Source organism: Parvibaculum sp. (assembly GCF_039680535.1).
Lineage (GTDB): Bacteria > Pseudomonadota > Alphaproteobacteria > Parvibaculales > Parvibaculaceae > Parvibaculum.
This window is the reverse complement of sequence record NZ_JBDKSS010000005.1, coordinates 406,556-419,470: the sequence shown is the minus strand read 5'-3', so window position 1 is coordinate 419,470 and position 12,915 is coordinate 406,556. Positions and strand designations below refer to the sequence as shown.

Sequence of the window (12,915 nt, the reverse complement as noted above, 5' to 3'; positions counted from 1 at the left end):
GCCACCCCGTTCGGCTGCACACCCGTCGAAACGCATCATATCGTAACGAAGCAAGGCGGCGGCAGGCCGCCCTCAAGGCCGCTGCCGTCATCAGGGCCGTGTCACTTCGAGCCCTTGTCCGCCTTCGGCGACCTGTTCTGCTCCCTGTCCTCGTGGGTAACGGTCGCCATCGACTCCACCCAGCGGGGCATTCCGGGGTCCTCTTCCTGCTTGAATTCCGAAATCCTCTGGTCGAGTTGCTTCAGGTCGTCGGCCCTCTGGGCATCGGACTTCGGTGCATCGGAATCGAGCGGTTTCTTTGTGTCGGTCATTTAAATCTCCCTGTTCGGGACGCCCTCATCCATGAAGCGGACTTCTCCGCGACGAGGTGCGACGGGACAACCAGGGGCGATGTCAGGACGGAAATCCGATATCGGAAATGCACTCCACCGGGCTCGCCCTTGGGGAACCCCTATGGAAACAATGCGCCCGGCGACAAATCGATCCGGCGCATTGCGGCGAATTAACGAAGGGGCGCGGAGAATTCGATATCAGGAAATCAGCAAACACCTGATTTCATTGGAGATTTTGAAGAAAATACTCCAACCCGGCCTTGGCGAAGGCGCGCATGTTCGAGACCCGGTCGTCGTTGCCGGTCTGAACCGTGAAGCTGTGTTCCGCCGGGCCGACAAGGGCTATGCAGCTTGTGCCCGCCGGATCGCCATAGCGGCTGCCCGCCGGGCCGGTCGCGCCAATCTCGGCCAGCGCCCAGGTGCATGAAAACTGCTCCCGAAGCGAGCGGCCCAGCAGGCGAACGAAAGGCTCGCTCAAAGGCTTCTGAGCCCTGGCCTCGACGATCGCCTCATCGGAGAGGTCGATCAGCACCCGACGCGCCTTCTGCGTGTAGACGACCGCCCCGCCGAGGTAATAGGCGGACGCGCCTGGCACCGAGAGCAGTGCCGCCGACATGAGGCCGCCGGTCGAGGATTCCGAAACGGCCACCGTCTCGCCGCGCGATTTCAGCAGCGCGCCGATCCGTTCGGCTATGGGAAGAAGATCCTGCACGTCTAGGGCCGCTCCTTGAGTTCAGTCACCTTGTAGAATTCATCGCCCCAGAGAAGGTAATAGAGGCGCGCCGACAGGTGATAGGTCGTCGGAATCGAATATTCCTGCGAGGCGTGGATTTTCCAACCCCTCATGCGGATAGAGAGCTTCGCCGCCATCGCAAGGTCGGGATCGGGTTCATTGGCGGCGACGAAAGCCCCCGCCGCCCCGCCAATGGCGCGGATGCCACGGCGCGGCGCCACCACGTAAGCGATCCATTTCGGTCCCCGATAGCCATCGACGGCAGGTGCCTCGTTGAGCCGCAAGGCGGCAGCCTGTGTCGCGAGGCCGATCCGCATATGGTCGGGGTGGCCCGATTCGCCGCTCGCAGGCCAGAAGGTGACGACGAGATCGGGCCGGTAGCGCTCCATCGCGCGCTCGATGCGACCGGCGAGCGTGTCGAGATCGACATTGGCGAGCCCGGAATCCGGAAAATCCCAGACCTCCTGCTCGTCGATTCCCAGCGCATAGCCGCTTTTGAGCACCTCGGCGGTCCGTATCAGCGCTAGCTCGCGCTGTCTGGCGACCTTGGGCACCTGCGTCCCCTTCTCGCCGCGGGTCGCCGTGACCAGAGCGGTAAAGGCATGGTCCCGGCCTTTCGCAGTCTCAAGAAGGCCCGCTACCCGCAGTTCATCGTCGGGATGGGCGAAAACGGCCAAAACCCGCGTCGCGCCAAGCGCACCGGCGACCGATGGGACTTCGCGCGCCGAGGGCTCGGCAAAGAGGGCGCTCGCCCAGAGATAGAAGCCCAGCCCGACCAGGCATGCGGCCGCGACTAGCCCCGCCAGAACCCATAGCGCCGTTTTTCGCATTGCCGCCCCCCCAAAACGGGCGCCATCGTACCAGCTTCAGCGAAACGGAGCGCCCCCTGCTGCGCCCGTAGCGGCGCAAACGACTGGTATTTCCACCGGAAAAGCGCCATATACGGCCCATCATGGTCACATCGGGCGTGCATTTCCGGAAGATGAACGGGCTCGGCAACGACTTCGTCGTGCTGGATGTCCGCTCGCACCCGCTTGCGCTCTCCGATGACGCCACCCGCGCCATTGCCGACCGCGACAAGGGCATTGGCTGCGACCAGCTCATCACCATCGAAAATCCCCGCGCCGGCGGCGACGCCTATATGGGCATCCGCAATGCGGACGGCTCGACGGTCGGCGCCTGCGGCAATGCGAGCCGCTGCATCGGACGCCTGATCCTCAACGAGACGGGCAAGAGCGAAGTCCGCCTCGAGACGCCCTCCGGCGTCATCGTCTGTTCCGACGCAGGCGACGGACGCATCACCGTCGACATGGGCGAACCGCGCCTGAAGTGGAACGAGATTCCGCTTTCCGAAGAATTCGCCGACACGCGCACCATCGAGCTTGAGGTCGGCCCGCTCGGCAATCCGGTCATGCATTCGCCCTCCGCTGTCAGCATGGGCAATCCGCATGTGATCTTCTTCGTGAAGGACGCCGACGCCATCGACCTCGGCAGGATCGGTTCGATGCTCGAGCATCACCCGCTCTTTCCCGAGCGCGCCAATATCTCGGTCGCGCAAGTGCTTTCGCCGACGCATATCAAGCTCAAGGTCTGGGAGCGCGGGGCGGGGCTCACCCGCGCCTGCGGCACCGCCGCCTGCGCGACAGGCGTTGCCGCCGTGCGCCGCCACCTCGCCGAGCGCAAGGTGACGATCACGCTGCCGGGCGGCGATCTCGACATCGAATGGCGCGAGGCCGACAACCACGTCTATATGACGGGCCCCATCGAATTCGAATTCGAGGGCGACCTCGATCAACGCCTGCTTGCCGGAGGCGTGGTCGCATGAAGCCCGCACCTGACAAGAAGACGCCCGAAATCGTCACCTTCGGCTGCCGCCTCAACACCTATGAATCCGAGGTGATGAAGGGCCATGCCGAAAAGGCCGGTCTCGAAGGCGCGATCATCTTCAACACCTGCGCTGTAACGAATGAAGCCGTGCGTCAGGCGCGTCAGGCGATCCGCAAGGCGCGGCGCGAAAGCCCCGATGCCCGCATCATCGTCACGGGCTGCGCGGCGCAGGTAAACCCGGACGAATTCGCGGCCATGGCCGAAGTCGACTTCGTTCTCGGCAATGACGAGAAGATGCAGGCCGAGAGCTGGCAGCCCGCTCGCGCGCTTCATGCGAATGAACGCGTCCGCGTCAACGACATCATGTCGGTGAAGGAGACCGCCGGTCATCTCGTGCAGGGTTTCGAGGGCCGTGCCCGCGCCTTCGTTCAGGTGCAGAATGGCTGCGACCATCGCTGCACTTTCTGCATCATCCCCTATGGCCGGGGAAACTCTCGCAGCGTTCCCGCCGGCGAAGTCGTGGCGCAGGTTCGCGCCCTCGTCGAAAGCGGCTACCGCGAAGTCGTGCTCACCGGCGTCGACATCACATCCTACGGCGCCGATCTTCCCGGCACCCCTAGCCTCGGCAATCTCTCCCGGCGCATCCTCAAGCTCGTGCCCGAACTCGAACGCCTGCGCCTGTCTTCCATCGACTCCATCGAAGCCGATGACGAGCTCATGCGCCTCATCGCCGAGGAAGAGCGGCTGATGCCGCATCTCCATCTCTCGCTGCAGGCGGGCGACGACATGATCCTGAAGCGCATGAAGCGCCGCCATCTCCGCGCGGATTCGATCCGCTTCTGCGAGGAAGCGCGCCGTCTGCGCCCGGATATCGTTTTCGGTGCGGACTTCATCGCGGGCTTCCCGACCGAAACGGACGAAATGTTCGAGAACACGCTGCGCCTCGTCGATGAATGCGGCCTCACCTGGCTCCATGTCTTCCCCTTCTCCCCGCGTCCCGGCACGCCCGCCGCGCGCATGCCGCAGCTCGACCGCGGCCTCATCAAGGCCCGCGCCGAACGCCTGCGCCTGAAGGGCGCGGAACGCATTCGCCTTCACCTCGAAGCGGGCCTCGGCCAGACGCGGTCCGTTCTGATGGAGAGCGAAACCGTCGGCCGCACCCATCAGTTCACGCCGGTTCATCTCATCGACGCGAGCGTTCGCCCCGGCGAAATTCTCGACGTCCGCCTCGCCTCTCATGACGGCGCCTCCTTCCAGGGTCTCAGGGCGGCATGAGCGAGACCGACGTCCCCGAGGAACAGCAGAAAAAGAAATCCTTCTTCCAGCGGATGAAGGAAGGGCTTTCGCGCTCGACCCGCACCATCTCCGAAGGCATCACGGGCATCTTCACCAAGAAGAAGCTCGACCGGGCAACGCTCGACGAGCTGGAAGAGCTTCTGATCGCCGCTGATCTCGGCATCGACACGGCAGCGAGCGTGGCGGAGGCCGTCGGCAAGGACCGCTACGACAAGGAAGTGACGCCGGAGGAGATCCGCGCCATCGTCGCCGGCGAAATCTCCAAGGTGCTCGCGCCCGTCGCCAGGCCCTTCACCATCGACGCAGAGAAGAAGCCCTTCGTCGTGCTGATGGTCGGCGTCAATGGCGCGGGCAAGACGACGACGGCAGCAAAGATCGCGGCCAAGGCCAAGCGCGAGGGCAAGAGCGTGATGCTTGCGGCTGGCGACACGTTCCGCGCGGCGGCGGTCGAACAGTTGAAAGTCTGGGGCGAACGCATCGGCGCGCCGGTCGTGACGACGAAAGTCGGCGGCGATGCGGCGGGCCTTGCCTATGAGGCGCTCGCCCGCGCGAAAGAGGAAAAGACCGACCTCCTTCTCATCGACACGGCGGGCCGGCTTCAGAACAAGGCCGACCTCATGGCCGAACTCGAGAAGATCGTGCGCGTGTTGAAGAAGCTCGATCCGGAAGCGCCTCATGCGACGCTGCTCGTGCTCGACGCGACGACGGGTCAGAACGCCGTCAACCAGGTCGAGATCTTCGGCAAGATCGCCAATGTGACCGGCCTCGTGATGACCAAGCTCGACGGTACGGCGCGGGGCGGCATTCTCATCGCCATCGCGAAGCGCTTCGGCATGCCGGTGCATCTCATCGGCATCGGCGAGGGCATCGACGACCTTCAGCCTTTCGACGCGGACACATTTGCCCGTGCAATCACGGGAGCGAACTGAGCATGAGCGAAGCGCCGGACAGCCAGGGACCGACGGCCACGCAATGGCTCCGCATGGGGCTCGAACTGGGCCCGCTGGTCATCTTTTTCCTCGCCAATTCCAAGGGCCACCTTCTCGTTGGCGGCGCGCCCGGCCCGAGCATCTTCTTCGCGACCGCTGTCTTCATGATCGCAACCATCGCCTCGCTGGCCGTCTCCTATTGGAAGTTCCGCAGGATTCCGACCATGCCGCTCGTCACCGGTGTGTTCGTCGTCGTCTTCGGCACGCTGACGCTGGTGCTTCACGACGATGTCTTCATCAAGCTGAAGCCGACGCTGGTGAACATGCTCTTCGCCGCCGCCCTGCTCGGCGCCGCCTTCACCGGAAGGCCGCTGATGAAGCAGCTTTTCGATGCCGCCTTCGACCTCTCCGATGAAGGTTGGATGATCCTCACCCGCCGCTGGGGTTATTTTTTCCTGTTCCTCGCCCTTCTCAATGAAGCGGTCTGGCGCAGCTTCGACACCGATTTCTGGGTGAGCTTCAAGCTTTTCGGCATCATGCCGCTCACCATCGTCTTCGGCATGGCGCAAATGCCGGTGCTGACGAAATATGCCACGAAAGAAGCGTCGGACGCGCCATCCGCCGATTGAGGCGTCAGACGCCGTGATGAATCTCGCGATCCTTCGTTTCCGGCAGGAACAGCACGCCGACAACGAAGCAGATTCCCGCGATCACGATCGGATACCATAGCCCGCTATAGATATTGCCCGTGGCCGCGATCACCGCAAAGGCGATGGGCGGCATGAAGCCGCCGAACCAGCCATTGCCGATGTGATAGGGCAGCGAGAGCGACGAATAGCGGATGCGCGCCGGAAAGAGCTCCACCAGCATCGCCGCGATCGGCCCATAGGTCAGCGCCGCGAAGATGACGAGCAGGCCGATCAGAAGCACCACCATCGGCGCGTTGATTTCGGTCGGATCGGCCTTGGCCGGATAACGAGCCTGAGCGAGTGCCGCCGTCAGCGCCGCCTCGAAGGCGACAGCCTTTTCCTTGGCACCTGCCGCGGTCGCTTCATAGGAAGGGACCAGCGCGCCGCCGACATGGATCTGGGCAGCGGCCCCTGCGGGCAGGGCGATGTTGGAATAGGGCACGCCGCGCTTCACCAGCGCGGTCTTTGCCACGTCGCAGGACGAGGTGAAGGCGGAGGTTCCGACAGGATTGAACTGAAGCGAACATTCCGCCGGATCGGCGCTGACCGTCACCGGCGCCGTCTCCTGGGCGCGTTCGAGCGCCGGATTGGCGAAATGCGTGATGGCGTGGAAGATCGGCATATAGGTCAGCGCGGCGAGCAGACAACCAGCCATGATGATCGGCTTGCGGCCGATCCTGTCCGAGAACCAGCCATAAATCACAAAGAAGGGCGTCCCGATGACGAGGCCGCCCGCGACAAGCAGGTTCGCCGTCTGCGGCTCGACCTTGATAACCTGCGTGAGAAAGATCAGCGCATAGAACTGGCCCGTATACCAGACCACTGCCTCGCCCATGGAGAGGCCGAAAAGCGCCAGGAGCACGATCTTGAGGTTCGACCATTTGGCAAAGCTGTCACGCAGCGGCGCCTTCGAACCTTTGCCCTCCTCTTGCATGCGTTTGAAAACCGGGGACTCGTCGAGCTGCAGGCGGATCCAGACCGATACGCCGAGGAGAAGGGCCGAAATCAGGAATGGCAGGCGCCAGCCCCATGAATCGAAGGCTTCCACCGGCATCAGCGAGCGGCAGGTCATGATGACGAGGAGCGACAGGAAAAGCCCCGCCGTCGCCGTCATCTGAATCCACGACGTATAGGCGCCCCGACGTTCGGAAGGAACATGCTCGGCGACATAGGTTGCCGCGCCGCCATATTCGCCGCCGATCGCAAGTCCCTGCAGCATCCGCAGGAGGACGAGAAGCGCGGGCGCAAGTATGCCGACCGAGGAATAGGTGGGTAGCAGGCCGACCAGGAAGGTCGCGGCGCCCATGACGATGATCGTGACCAGGAACGTATGCTTGCGGCCGACCAGATCGCCCAGCCGCCCGAAGACAAGCGCACCGAAGGGGCGCACCGCGAAACCCGCGGCAAAGACGAGAAGCGCGAAGATGAACGCGGCCGTATCGTTGACGCCTGCGAAAAACTGCTTCGAGAAGATGGCGGCGAGCGCGCCATAGACGAAGAAGTCGTACCACTCGAACATCGTGCCGAGCGACGAGGCGAAAATCACCTTGCGCTCTTCAGTCGTCATCCCCTGCGCACGCGGGCGGCGCGCCTTTGCTTCAGTTGCCACCGTTCTTTCCCCCTCCAATACCTGCCGCTGCGACAGGCACGGTCCCCATCAAGCCTCCAACATGCCCCGCAGAATGCCGCGAACGGAGCAATTGCACCAGTGGCCAAAGAACCCGTTTCCCACCTCAACGAAACGGGAACGAATTGGCCAGTTCGCCCTCGGGATTGGAGAAGGGCGCGATGACCGCCTGATCCATCACCGAATGGAATTGCTTCAGCGCCCAATAGGCGCTTGGAAAGGCGAGCTGGTCCCACGGAATCTCGTCCCAGGCGAAGAGCGCGACCTCGAGACTTTCGGCCCCGGCCGAGAACACGGGCGAGACAAGTTCGGCGCGGTACATCATCTGCACCTGCGCGATACGGGGAATATTGTAGATCGCCAGAAGGTCGCGAATGCGGATATCGGCGTTAGCCTCCTCCAACGCCTCGCGCCGCGCGCCCTCCTCCGTCGTCTCACCATGCTCCATGAAGCCTGCAGGCAAGGTCCAATAGCCCTTGCGCGGTTCGATCGCACGACGGCACAGCAGAAACCGGTCGCCATGGGTGACAACCGAACCGACGACGATCTTCGGATTGTCGTAATGAATGAAGCCGCAGCGGTCGCAAATGTCGCGCGACATGCTGTCTCCGGTCGGCACACGGTTCGTGAAGAGAAGTTCATGCTCCGTCCCCGGCTCTCTGTGCTTCATTGCACCCGGCCTTTGAGACCGTGGTCTATCCATCGGACCACCCGTATTTTCAGAACTGGTCATTTCATCATCTCGTTGATCCGCTTACGGAACTAAGCCGTATGAGCTATCGAAATCACTGTTATAAACGCGCCTTATGCAGAATTAGGGAATTCATGCATTTATTCCGCCGCCGGACGGCACACTCGCCATTTCTCGTGCGCGCAACCTCTTGCACTAGTGGCCTCGTAAGGTGCATATGATGATATTCCGCGTCCGTGATCGAGCAAAATTCGCTCGCTCTCCTTGCGTTCCAACAAGATCAAAAAGGCGCGTGGTCACTCTAAATGCGACTGGAACACGGTACAGTAATGGTTCAGCGCACAAATCGGAGGTTCTAGAAATGGCAGCCAGAAAGTCGGCGGGGGGTTACGATCTCGAAAGCTCTCTTAGTCATCTGCTGCGGCGCGCTCAACAGTTCGCCTACGATCAGTTCGTTCAGCAGATGGGTAACGGTGCTATAACGCCGCGCCAGTTCATCGTGCTCTTTGCGGTCAATGAGGAAGAAGGTCTGAGCCAGACCGATCTCGTCAACCGTACGGGCATCGATCGCTCGACTCTGGCGGACATGATCAGCCGTATGATTAAAAACGGCCTTCTCGCCCGCAAGCGCACCGCGGAAGACGCTCGTGCCAATGCCGTCCGCCTCACCGCCGCCGGCCGTCGCGCTCTCACCACGACCCTGCCGCGCGCGCTCGCCGCAGAAAAGGCGCTGCTCGATCTTCTTCCGAAGACGGTTCAGGCCGATCTGCTGAAGGGCCTCGGCCATCTCGCCAGCGCTGTCGGCGAATTGAAGGCCGCCGAGCCTGAACGCGCCAAGGCGCCGCGCCGCGCCGCCGCGACGAAGCGTCCGGCCGCCAAGCGCGCTCCTGCGAAGCGCAAGGCTTCCTGACAAATCTTTCCGACGCTTGGGGACGCTGTTATTCAGCGGCCCTGAGCGCCGGGAGGATTTTCTGTTCGACAATTTCGGGCGTCAGCGGGCCTACCTGCTTGTAGGCGATGCGCCCCTTGCCATCGACGATATAGGTCTCCGGCACGCCGTAGACGCCCCAGTCGATCGACACGCGCCCGGCCCTGTCCGCACCTATGCGATCGAAAGGATTGCCCAGCTCGCCAAGAAAACGGCGCGCAGGCTCGGCGCCATCCTTGTAGTTGATGCCGTAGACCGGCACTCCCGCCTCCGCCTTCAGCGCGACCAGAACCGGATGCTCCTCGCGGCACGGAACACACCATGACGCGAAGACATTGACGATGACGGGTTTGCCATGGCCGAAATCCGCCGTGGCGAGGCCCGGCCGGTCGAGTCCATCAACGGGGCCGAGGGAGAACTCGGGAACGGGCCGCCCGATCAGCGCCGAAGGCAGACGCGCCGGATCGCCACGAAAGATCGCGACAAGAAAGAACGCGGCGAGCACGGCAAAGATGCCCGCCGGGATCAGCGCGGTAAGCCTCATGCTTCAGAATCCGGATTGCGCATCGGCGCGCGCGGGCGCGCAGATCTTCCCGCTTCGAGTTCGCGCGCGAGCTTTCGCTGCATACGGAAATCGGCGACGCTCTGCAGCGCGAGGCCGATCATCACGATGACGGCAAGCCCATATGCCGGCCAGACGAACGCGGCATAGCCGCCCATATCGAAAAAGGCTGCCATGCTCAGCGCTCCGTCCGCGCAAGTCGCAACACGCGCACGCGGCGCCGCAAAATTTCCGCACGCATGCGCAACAGAAGCAGCGTCACGAAAAAGAGCGTGAAGCCCAGCGCCATGATCAGAAGCGGCATGAGCATCGACGTCGCGATGGCCGGTCCGTCGATGCGGAAGACGCTCGCCGGCTGGTGCAGCGTGTTCCACCACACCACCGAATAATGAATGATCGGCACGTTGATCGATCCGACCAGCGCCAACACGGCGGCGGCGCGACCCGCGCGGACAGGCTCCTCGATCGTCGCCCAGAGCGCCATGTAGCCGAGATAGAGGAAGAAGAGGATCAGCATCGACGTGAGCCGCGCGTCCCAGACCCACCATGTGCCCCACATGGGACGACCCCAGAGCGAGCCCGTGACCAGCGCGAGGAAGGTGAAGGCCGCGCCGATGGGTGCCGCCGACTTCGCGGCAATGTCGGCCAGCGGATGACGGAAGACGAGCGCGACCACCGAAGCGCCCGCCATGACCATGTAACCGAACATGGCGAGCCAGGCCGACGGCACATGGATGTACATGATCCGCACCGTCTCGCCCTGCTGATAGTCGGCAGGAGAGGCAAAGAGCGAAAGATAGAGCCCCGCGGCGAGCAGCAGCGCCGTCACAACGGCGGACAATGGCAAAAGCCGGTCCGACAGCGCCATGAAGCGCGCCGGATTGGCGAAGGCCTGGAACCTTTGGGATGCGGTCAGTTCTGACATGCCCGCCATTTAGCTGTCCTCCGGCCTGAAGGGCAAGGGAGAGAGCGGGTCATTTTGCCACGCCTTTTCCATGAGCGCCCTCATCTCAGATTGGCGCGGAGCGCCGCCGCCGCAGCCACCGGCCCGAGCACGAGGCTTACCAGCGCCACCGCGCCCAGCAGGGCCAGGCTTTGCCCGCCTGCCCCCGGAACGGCCGAAACCCCTCCGCCGCCCGCCGCCCCGACGCCGAAAATGAGCACCGGGATATAAAAGGGGATCACCAGAAGCGAAGCGAGAAGCCCGCCCCGGCGGACGCTGACGGTGAGCGCCGCGCCGATGGCCCCGAGAAAGCTCAGGGCCGGCGTGCCGATCAGCATGGCAAGGATGAGCGGCCCGAAGGCGCTCGTTTCGAGATTGAGAAGAAGGCCGAGAAGCGGCGCAGCGACGACGAGCGGAAGCCCGGTGGTGAGCCAATGGCTCAATGCTTTCGCCGCCGCCACGAATTCGAGCGGCAAGGCCCCGGTCATCAGCAAGTCGAGCGAACCATCCTCGAAATCGGCCTGAAAGAGCCGGTCGAGCGTCAGCAGCGCGGACAGAAGAAGCGCCACCCAGAGCATACCCGGCGCGATGCTGCCCAGAAGCTTGAGGTTCGGCCCGATGCCGAGCGGCACGATGGCAATGACGGTCAGAAAGAAGAAGACCGCCATCCCCGCCCCGCCGCCGACGCGGATGGCGAGCTTCGTATCGCGAAGCACGAGCGTCTTGAAGGCGCGGATCATGCGGACACCTCTTCGCCCGCAGCCTGCGGCGCGCCGAGCGCCAGCGAGCGGGCGGAACCGAGGCCCATATCCTGATGCGTGGCCGCGACGATGATGCCGCCCCGCGCCAGATGCGCCTCCATCAGCGCAACGAGCCGCGCAATGCTCGCCTTGTCCAGCGCCACCGTCGGCTCATCGAGAAGCCAGATCGGACGCGGCGCGAGCAGCAGCCGCGACAGCGCGAGCCGCCGCCTCTGCCCCGCCGAAAGATAGGCGACCGGCAGTTCGACGAGATCGTCGAGATCGAGCTCAGCCAGCGCCGCGTCAATATCCGCGCCGCCGAGATAGGCCGCCCAGAACAGCGCCGTTTCGCGCACGCTCATCGCGGGTTTCAGCGCGTCGAGATGGCCGACATAATGCGTTTGTTCCGGCAGCGTGAGTTCCGCATCGCCGCCGTCGAGCGCGATCCGCCCGCCCGCAATATCCACGAGCCCCGCGATCTGACGCAGCAGGCTCGATTTGCCTGCGCCATTACGCCCCGTGACGATCAGCGCCTGACCGCCGCCGACCTCAAAATCGAGACCGCGAAAGACGACGCGGCCGCCGCGTTCGCAGGCGAGGCCGGATGCGCTGAGGCGAAGAGATTCAGATTTCATCGAAACGTCCGCCGCGCCCCTTGCCCGCCGCGAAACGGGCGGCCCCCTTCACCGTCTCGCCGGTCGCCATCACCTTGCGGCCATGTTCGAATTCATTGGCGATGGCCTGATCATAGGCGAGATCCCATTGCTCATAGGCCGACATGCGATCGTGCCTGAGGCATGTCTGCGGAAAGCGCGCGATCTCGGCGGCGAGCCGCTCGGCCTCGGCCCGCGCTTCGCCCTTGGGCACGACACGGTTCGCAAGCCCCATGGAAAGCGCCTCCTGCGCCTCGACCGGGCGGCCGGTGAGGATCAGATCCATCGCTCGCGAGTGGCCGATAAGGCGCGGCAGCCGCACCGTTCCGCCGTCGATCAGCGGCACGCCCCAGCGGCGGCAGAATACGCCCATAACGGCATCTTCCTCGACGACGCGCATGTCGCACCAGAGCGCGAGTTCGAGCCCGCCCGCCACGGCGAAGCCGGAAATCGCACCAATGACGGGCTTTGAAAGCACCATGCGCGATGGCCCCATGGGCCCCTCGCCCGAGAGCCGGTCGAAATCGAGCCCCGTCGCGGGCGGTGTTGTCCGGTTGCTCCGCGGCAATGGGCCGCCGGGCACATAGGCAGGGCCTTCCGAAACGGCCTTGAGATCGGCCCCGGCGCAGAATGTTCCATGATCGCCGACGAAAACGCCGACGAGCGCCTCTTCATCGCGCTCGAAGGCAAGAAAGGCCTCTGCCAGCGCTGAGGCGGTCGGCCTGTCGACGGCGTTCTTCACCTCGGGCCGGTTCAAAATCACCGTTGTCACAGGCCCATTTTTCTCGACGCGAACGGCGTTCATGGCGCTTCCCCGATTTTTCTCTCGCCCTTCAATATCATCCCTGTACTGGCAGGGCGAAGCATAGCCTTCACGAACGAAAGACATTATAGTCGCGCGCGTTAAGCAGATAGGCCCATAGGCGGGAAACGGCGGCGATCATGTCGGGGCCCCAGCGCGTTTT

The 12,915-nt window shown here is 63.7% G+C and carries 16 protein-coding genes; 5 read left to right on the top strand and 11 right to left on the bottom strand.

What is annotated here, in order from left to right; translation table 11 throughout:
- Positions 1 to 101: 101 nt before the first annotated feature.
- From ABFC66_RS03215 to ABFC66_RS03205, 3 genes are all read right to left on the bottom strand, one after another.
- The gene (locus ABFC66_RS03215) at positions 102 to 311 is read right to left on the bottom strand and encodes a hypothetical protein (RefSeq protein WP_346739504.1); all 210 of its coding nucleotides are present in this window, start codon (positions 309 to 311) and stop codon (positions 102 to 104) included.
- 244 nt (positions 312 to 555) lie between these two features.
- Positions 556 to 1,044, bottom strand: a complete 489-nt coding sequence (locus tag ABFC66_RS03210) for a CinA family protein (RefSeq protein WP_346739503.1) — start codon at positions 1,042 to 1,044, stop codon at positions 556 to 558.
- Positions 1,045 to 1,046: 2 nt separating this feature from the next.
- Positions 1,047 to 1,895, bottom strand: coding sequence for a PIG-L family deacetylase (locus ABFC66_RS03205; RefSeq protein ID WP_346739502.1), 849 nt, complete (start codon positions 1,893 to 1,895; stop codon positions 1,047 to 1,049).
- 122 nt (positions 1,896 to 2,017) lie between these two features.
- On the opposite strand from ABFC66_RS03205, the gene dapF reads away from it, so the two are divergent.
- From dapF to ABFC66_RS03185, 4 genes are read left to right on the top strand one after another with little or no spacing between them, the layout of a single operon-like run.
- Positions 2,018 to 2,890 (top strand): diaminopimelate epimerase, encoded by an 873-nt coding sequence (gene dapF, locus ABFC66_RS03200; protein ID WP_346739501.1) that lies wholly within the window; start codon positions 2,018 to 2,020, stop codon positions 2,888 to 2,890.
- On the top strand, positions 2,887 to 4,167 hold the full coding sequence (gene mtaB, locus ABFC66_RS03195; protein ID WP_346739500.1) for a tRNA (N(6)-L-threonylcarbamoyladenosine(37)-C(2))-methylthiotransferase MtaB: 1,281 nt from the start codon (positions 2,887 to 2,889) through the stop codon (positions 4,165 to 4,167). The genes dapF and mtaB overlap by 4 nt, the downstream gene beginning before the upstream one ends.
- Positions 4,164 to 5,117 (top strand): signal recognition particle-docking protein FtsY, encoded by a 954-nt coding sequence (gene ftsY, locus ABFC66_RS03190; protein ID WP_346739499.1) that lies wholly within the window; start codon positions 4,164 to 4,166, stop codon positions 5,115 to 5,117. Before mtaB ends, ftsY begins: the two co-directional genes overlap by 4 nt.
- Before the next feature lie 2 nt (positions 5,118 to 5,119).
- The gene (locus ABFC66_RS03185) at positions 5,120 to 5,746 is read left to right on the top strand and encodes a septation protein A (protein WP_346739498.1); all 627 of its coding nucleotides are present in this window, start codon (positions 5,120 to 5,122) and stop codon (positions 5,744 to 5,746) included.
- 4 nt (positions 5,747 to 5,750) lie between these two features.
- On the opposite strand, the gene ABFC66_RS03180 is transcribed toward ABFC66_RS03185, so the two are convergent.
- Both ABFC66_RS03180 and ABFC66_RS03175 read right to left on the bottom strand, forming a co-directional pair.
- Positions 5,751 to 7,373: an MFS transporter gene (locus ABFC66_RS03180; protein ID WP_346739618.1), complete on the bottom strand. Its 1,623-nt coding sequence runs from the start codon at positions 7,371 to 7,373 to the stop codon at positions 5,751 to 5,753.
- Positions 7,374 to 7,539: 166 nt separating this feature from the next.
- On the bottom strand, positions 7,540 to 8,103 hold the full coding sequence (locus tag ABFC66_RS03175) for an NUDIX hydrolase (protein ID WP_346739497.1): 564 nt from the start codon (positions 8,101 to 8,103) through the stop codon (positions 7,540 to 7,542).
- 382 nt (positions 8,104 to 8,485) lie between these two features.
- On the opposite strand from ABFC66_RS03175, the gene ABFC66_RS03170 reads away from it, so the two are divergent.
- Positions 8,486 to 9,034: a MarR family winged helix-turn-helix transcriptional regulator gene (locus ABFC66_RS03170; RefSeq protein ID WP_346739496.1), complete on the top strand. Its 549-nt coding sequence runs from the start codon at positions 8,486 to 8,488 to the stop codon at positions 9,032 to 9,034.
- Between the two features lie 28 nt (positions 9,035 to 9,062).
- Here ABFC66_RS03170 and ABFC66_RS03165 read toward each other — a convergent pair whose 3' ends face one another.
- The 6 genes from ABFC66_RS03165 to ABFC66_RS03140 all read right to left on the bottom strand — a co-directional run bounded on the left by ABFC66_RS03165 (position 9,063) and on the right by ABFC66_RS03140 (position 12,755).
- Positions 9,063 to 9,596, bottom strand: coding sequence for a DsbE family thiol:disulfide interchange protein (locus ABFC66_RS03165; RefSeq protein WP_346739495.1), 534 nt, complete (start codon positions 9,594 to 9,596; stop codon positions 9,063 to 9,065).
- Entirely contained in the window at positions 9,593 to 9,790 is a 198-nt protein-coding gene (ccmD, locus tag ABFC66_RS03160) for a heme exporter protein CcmD (RefSeq protein WP_346739494.1), read from the bottom strand. Before ccmD ends, ABFC66_RS03165 begins: the two co-directional genes overlap by 4 nt.
- 2 nt (positions 9,791 to 9,792) lie before the next feature.
- Positions 9,793 to 10,548, bottom strand: a complete 756-nt coding sequence (locus tag ABFC66_RS03155) for a heme ABC transporter permease (RefSeq protein ID WP_346739493.1) — start codon at positions 10,546 to 10,548, stop codon at positions 9,793 to 9,795.
- A gap of 71 nt (positions 10,549 to 10,619) precedes the next feature.
- Positions 10,620 to 11,297, bottom strand: a complete 678-nt coding sequence (gene ccmB / locus ABFC66_RS03150) for a heme exporter protein CcmB (protein ID WP_346739492.1) — start codon at positions 11,295 to 11,297, stop codon at positions 10,620 to 10,622.
- Positions 11,294 to 11,932, bottom strand: a complete 639-nt coding sequence (ccmA, locus tag ABFC66_RS03145) for a heme ABC exporter ATP-binding protein CcmA (protein WP_346739491.1) — start codon at positions 11,930 to 11,932, stop codon at positions 11,294 to 11,296. The genes ccmB and ccmA overlap by 4 nt, the downstream gene beginning before the upstream one ends.
- Positions 11,922 to 12,755: a crotonase/enoyl-CoA hydratase family protein gene (locus ABFC66_RS03140; protein ID WP_346739490.1), complete on the bottom strand. Its 834-nt coding sequence runs from the start codon at positions 12,753 to 12,755 to the stop codon at positions 11,922 to 11,924. The genes ccmA and ABFC66_RS03140 overlap by 11 nt, the downstream gene beginning before the upstream one ends.
- Between the last annotated feature and the right edge of the window lie 160 nt (positions 12,756 to 12,915).

Excerpts from the sequence above, each read along its gene's own strand:
- ABFC66_RS03215 (WP_346739504.1), bottom strand. The coding sequence starts at position 311 with ATGACCGACACAAAGAAACCGCTCGATTCCGATGCACCGAAGTCCGAT.
- ABFC66_RS03205 (WP_346739502.1), bottom strand. The coding sequence starts at position 1,895 with ATGCGAAAAACGGCGCTATGGGTTCTGGCGGGGCTAGTCGCGGCCGCA.
- dapF (WP_346739501.1), top strand. The coding sequence starts at position 2,018 with ATGGTCACATCGGGCGTGCATTTCCGGAAGATGAACGGGCTCGGCAAC.
- mtaB (WP_346739500.1), top strand. The coding sequence starts at position 2,887 with ATGAAGCCCGCACCTGACAAGAAGACGCCCGAAATCGTCACCTTCGGC.
- ftsY (WP_346739499.1), top strand. The coding sequence starts at position 4,164 with ATGAGCGAGACCGACGTCCCCGAGGAACAGCAGAAAAAGAAATCCTTC.
- ABFC66_RS03185 (WP_346739498.1), top strand. The coding sequence starts at position 5,120 with ATGAGCGAAGCGCCGGACAGCCAGGGACCGACGGCCACGCAATGGCTC.
- ABFC66_RS03180 (WP_346739618.1), bottom strand. The coding sequence starts at position 7,373 with ATGACGACTGAAGAGCGCAAGGTGATTTTCGCCTCGTCGCTCGGCACG.
- ABFC66_RS03175 (WP_346739497.1), bottom strand. The coding sequence starts at position 8,103 with ATGAAGCACAGAGAGCCGGGGACGGAGCATGAACTTCTCTTCACGAAC.
- ABFC66_RS03170 (WP_346739496.1), top strand. The coding sequence starts at position 8,486 with ATGGCAGCCAGAAAGTCGGCGGGGGGTTACGATCTCGAAAGCTCTCTT.
- ABFC66_RS03165 (WP_346739495.1), bottom strand. The coding sequence starts at position 9,596 with ATGAGGCTTACCGCGCTGATCCCGGCGGGCATCTTTGCCGTGCTCGCC.
- ccmD (WP_346739494.1), bottom strand. The coding sequence starts at position 9,790 with ATGGCAGCCTTTTTCGATATGGGCGGCTATGCCGCGTTCGTCTGGCCG.
- ABFC66_RS03155 (WP_346739493.1), bottom strand. The coding sequence starts at position 10,548 with ATGGCGGGCATGTCAGAACTGACCGCATCCCAAAGGTTCCAGGCCTTC.
- ccmB (WP_346739492.1), bottom strand. The coding sequence starts at position 11,297 with ATGATCCGCGCCTTCAAGACGCTCGTGCTTCGCGATACGAAGCTCGCC.
- ccmA (WP_346739491.1), bottom strand. The coding sequence starts at position 11,932 with ATGAAATCTGAATCTCTTCGCCTCAGCGCATCCGGCCTCGCCTGCGAA.
- ABFC66_RS03140 (WP_346739490.1), bottom strand. The coding sequence starts at position 12,755 with ATGAACGCCGTTCGCGTCGAGAAAAATGGGCCTGTGACAACGGTGATT.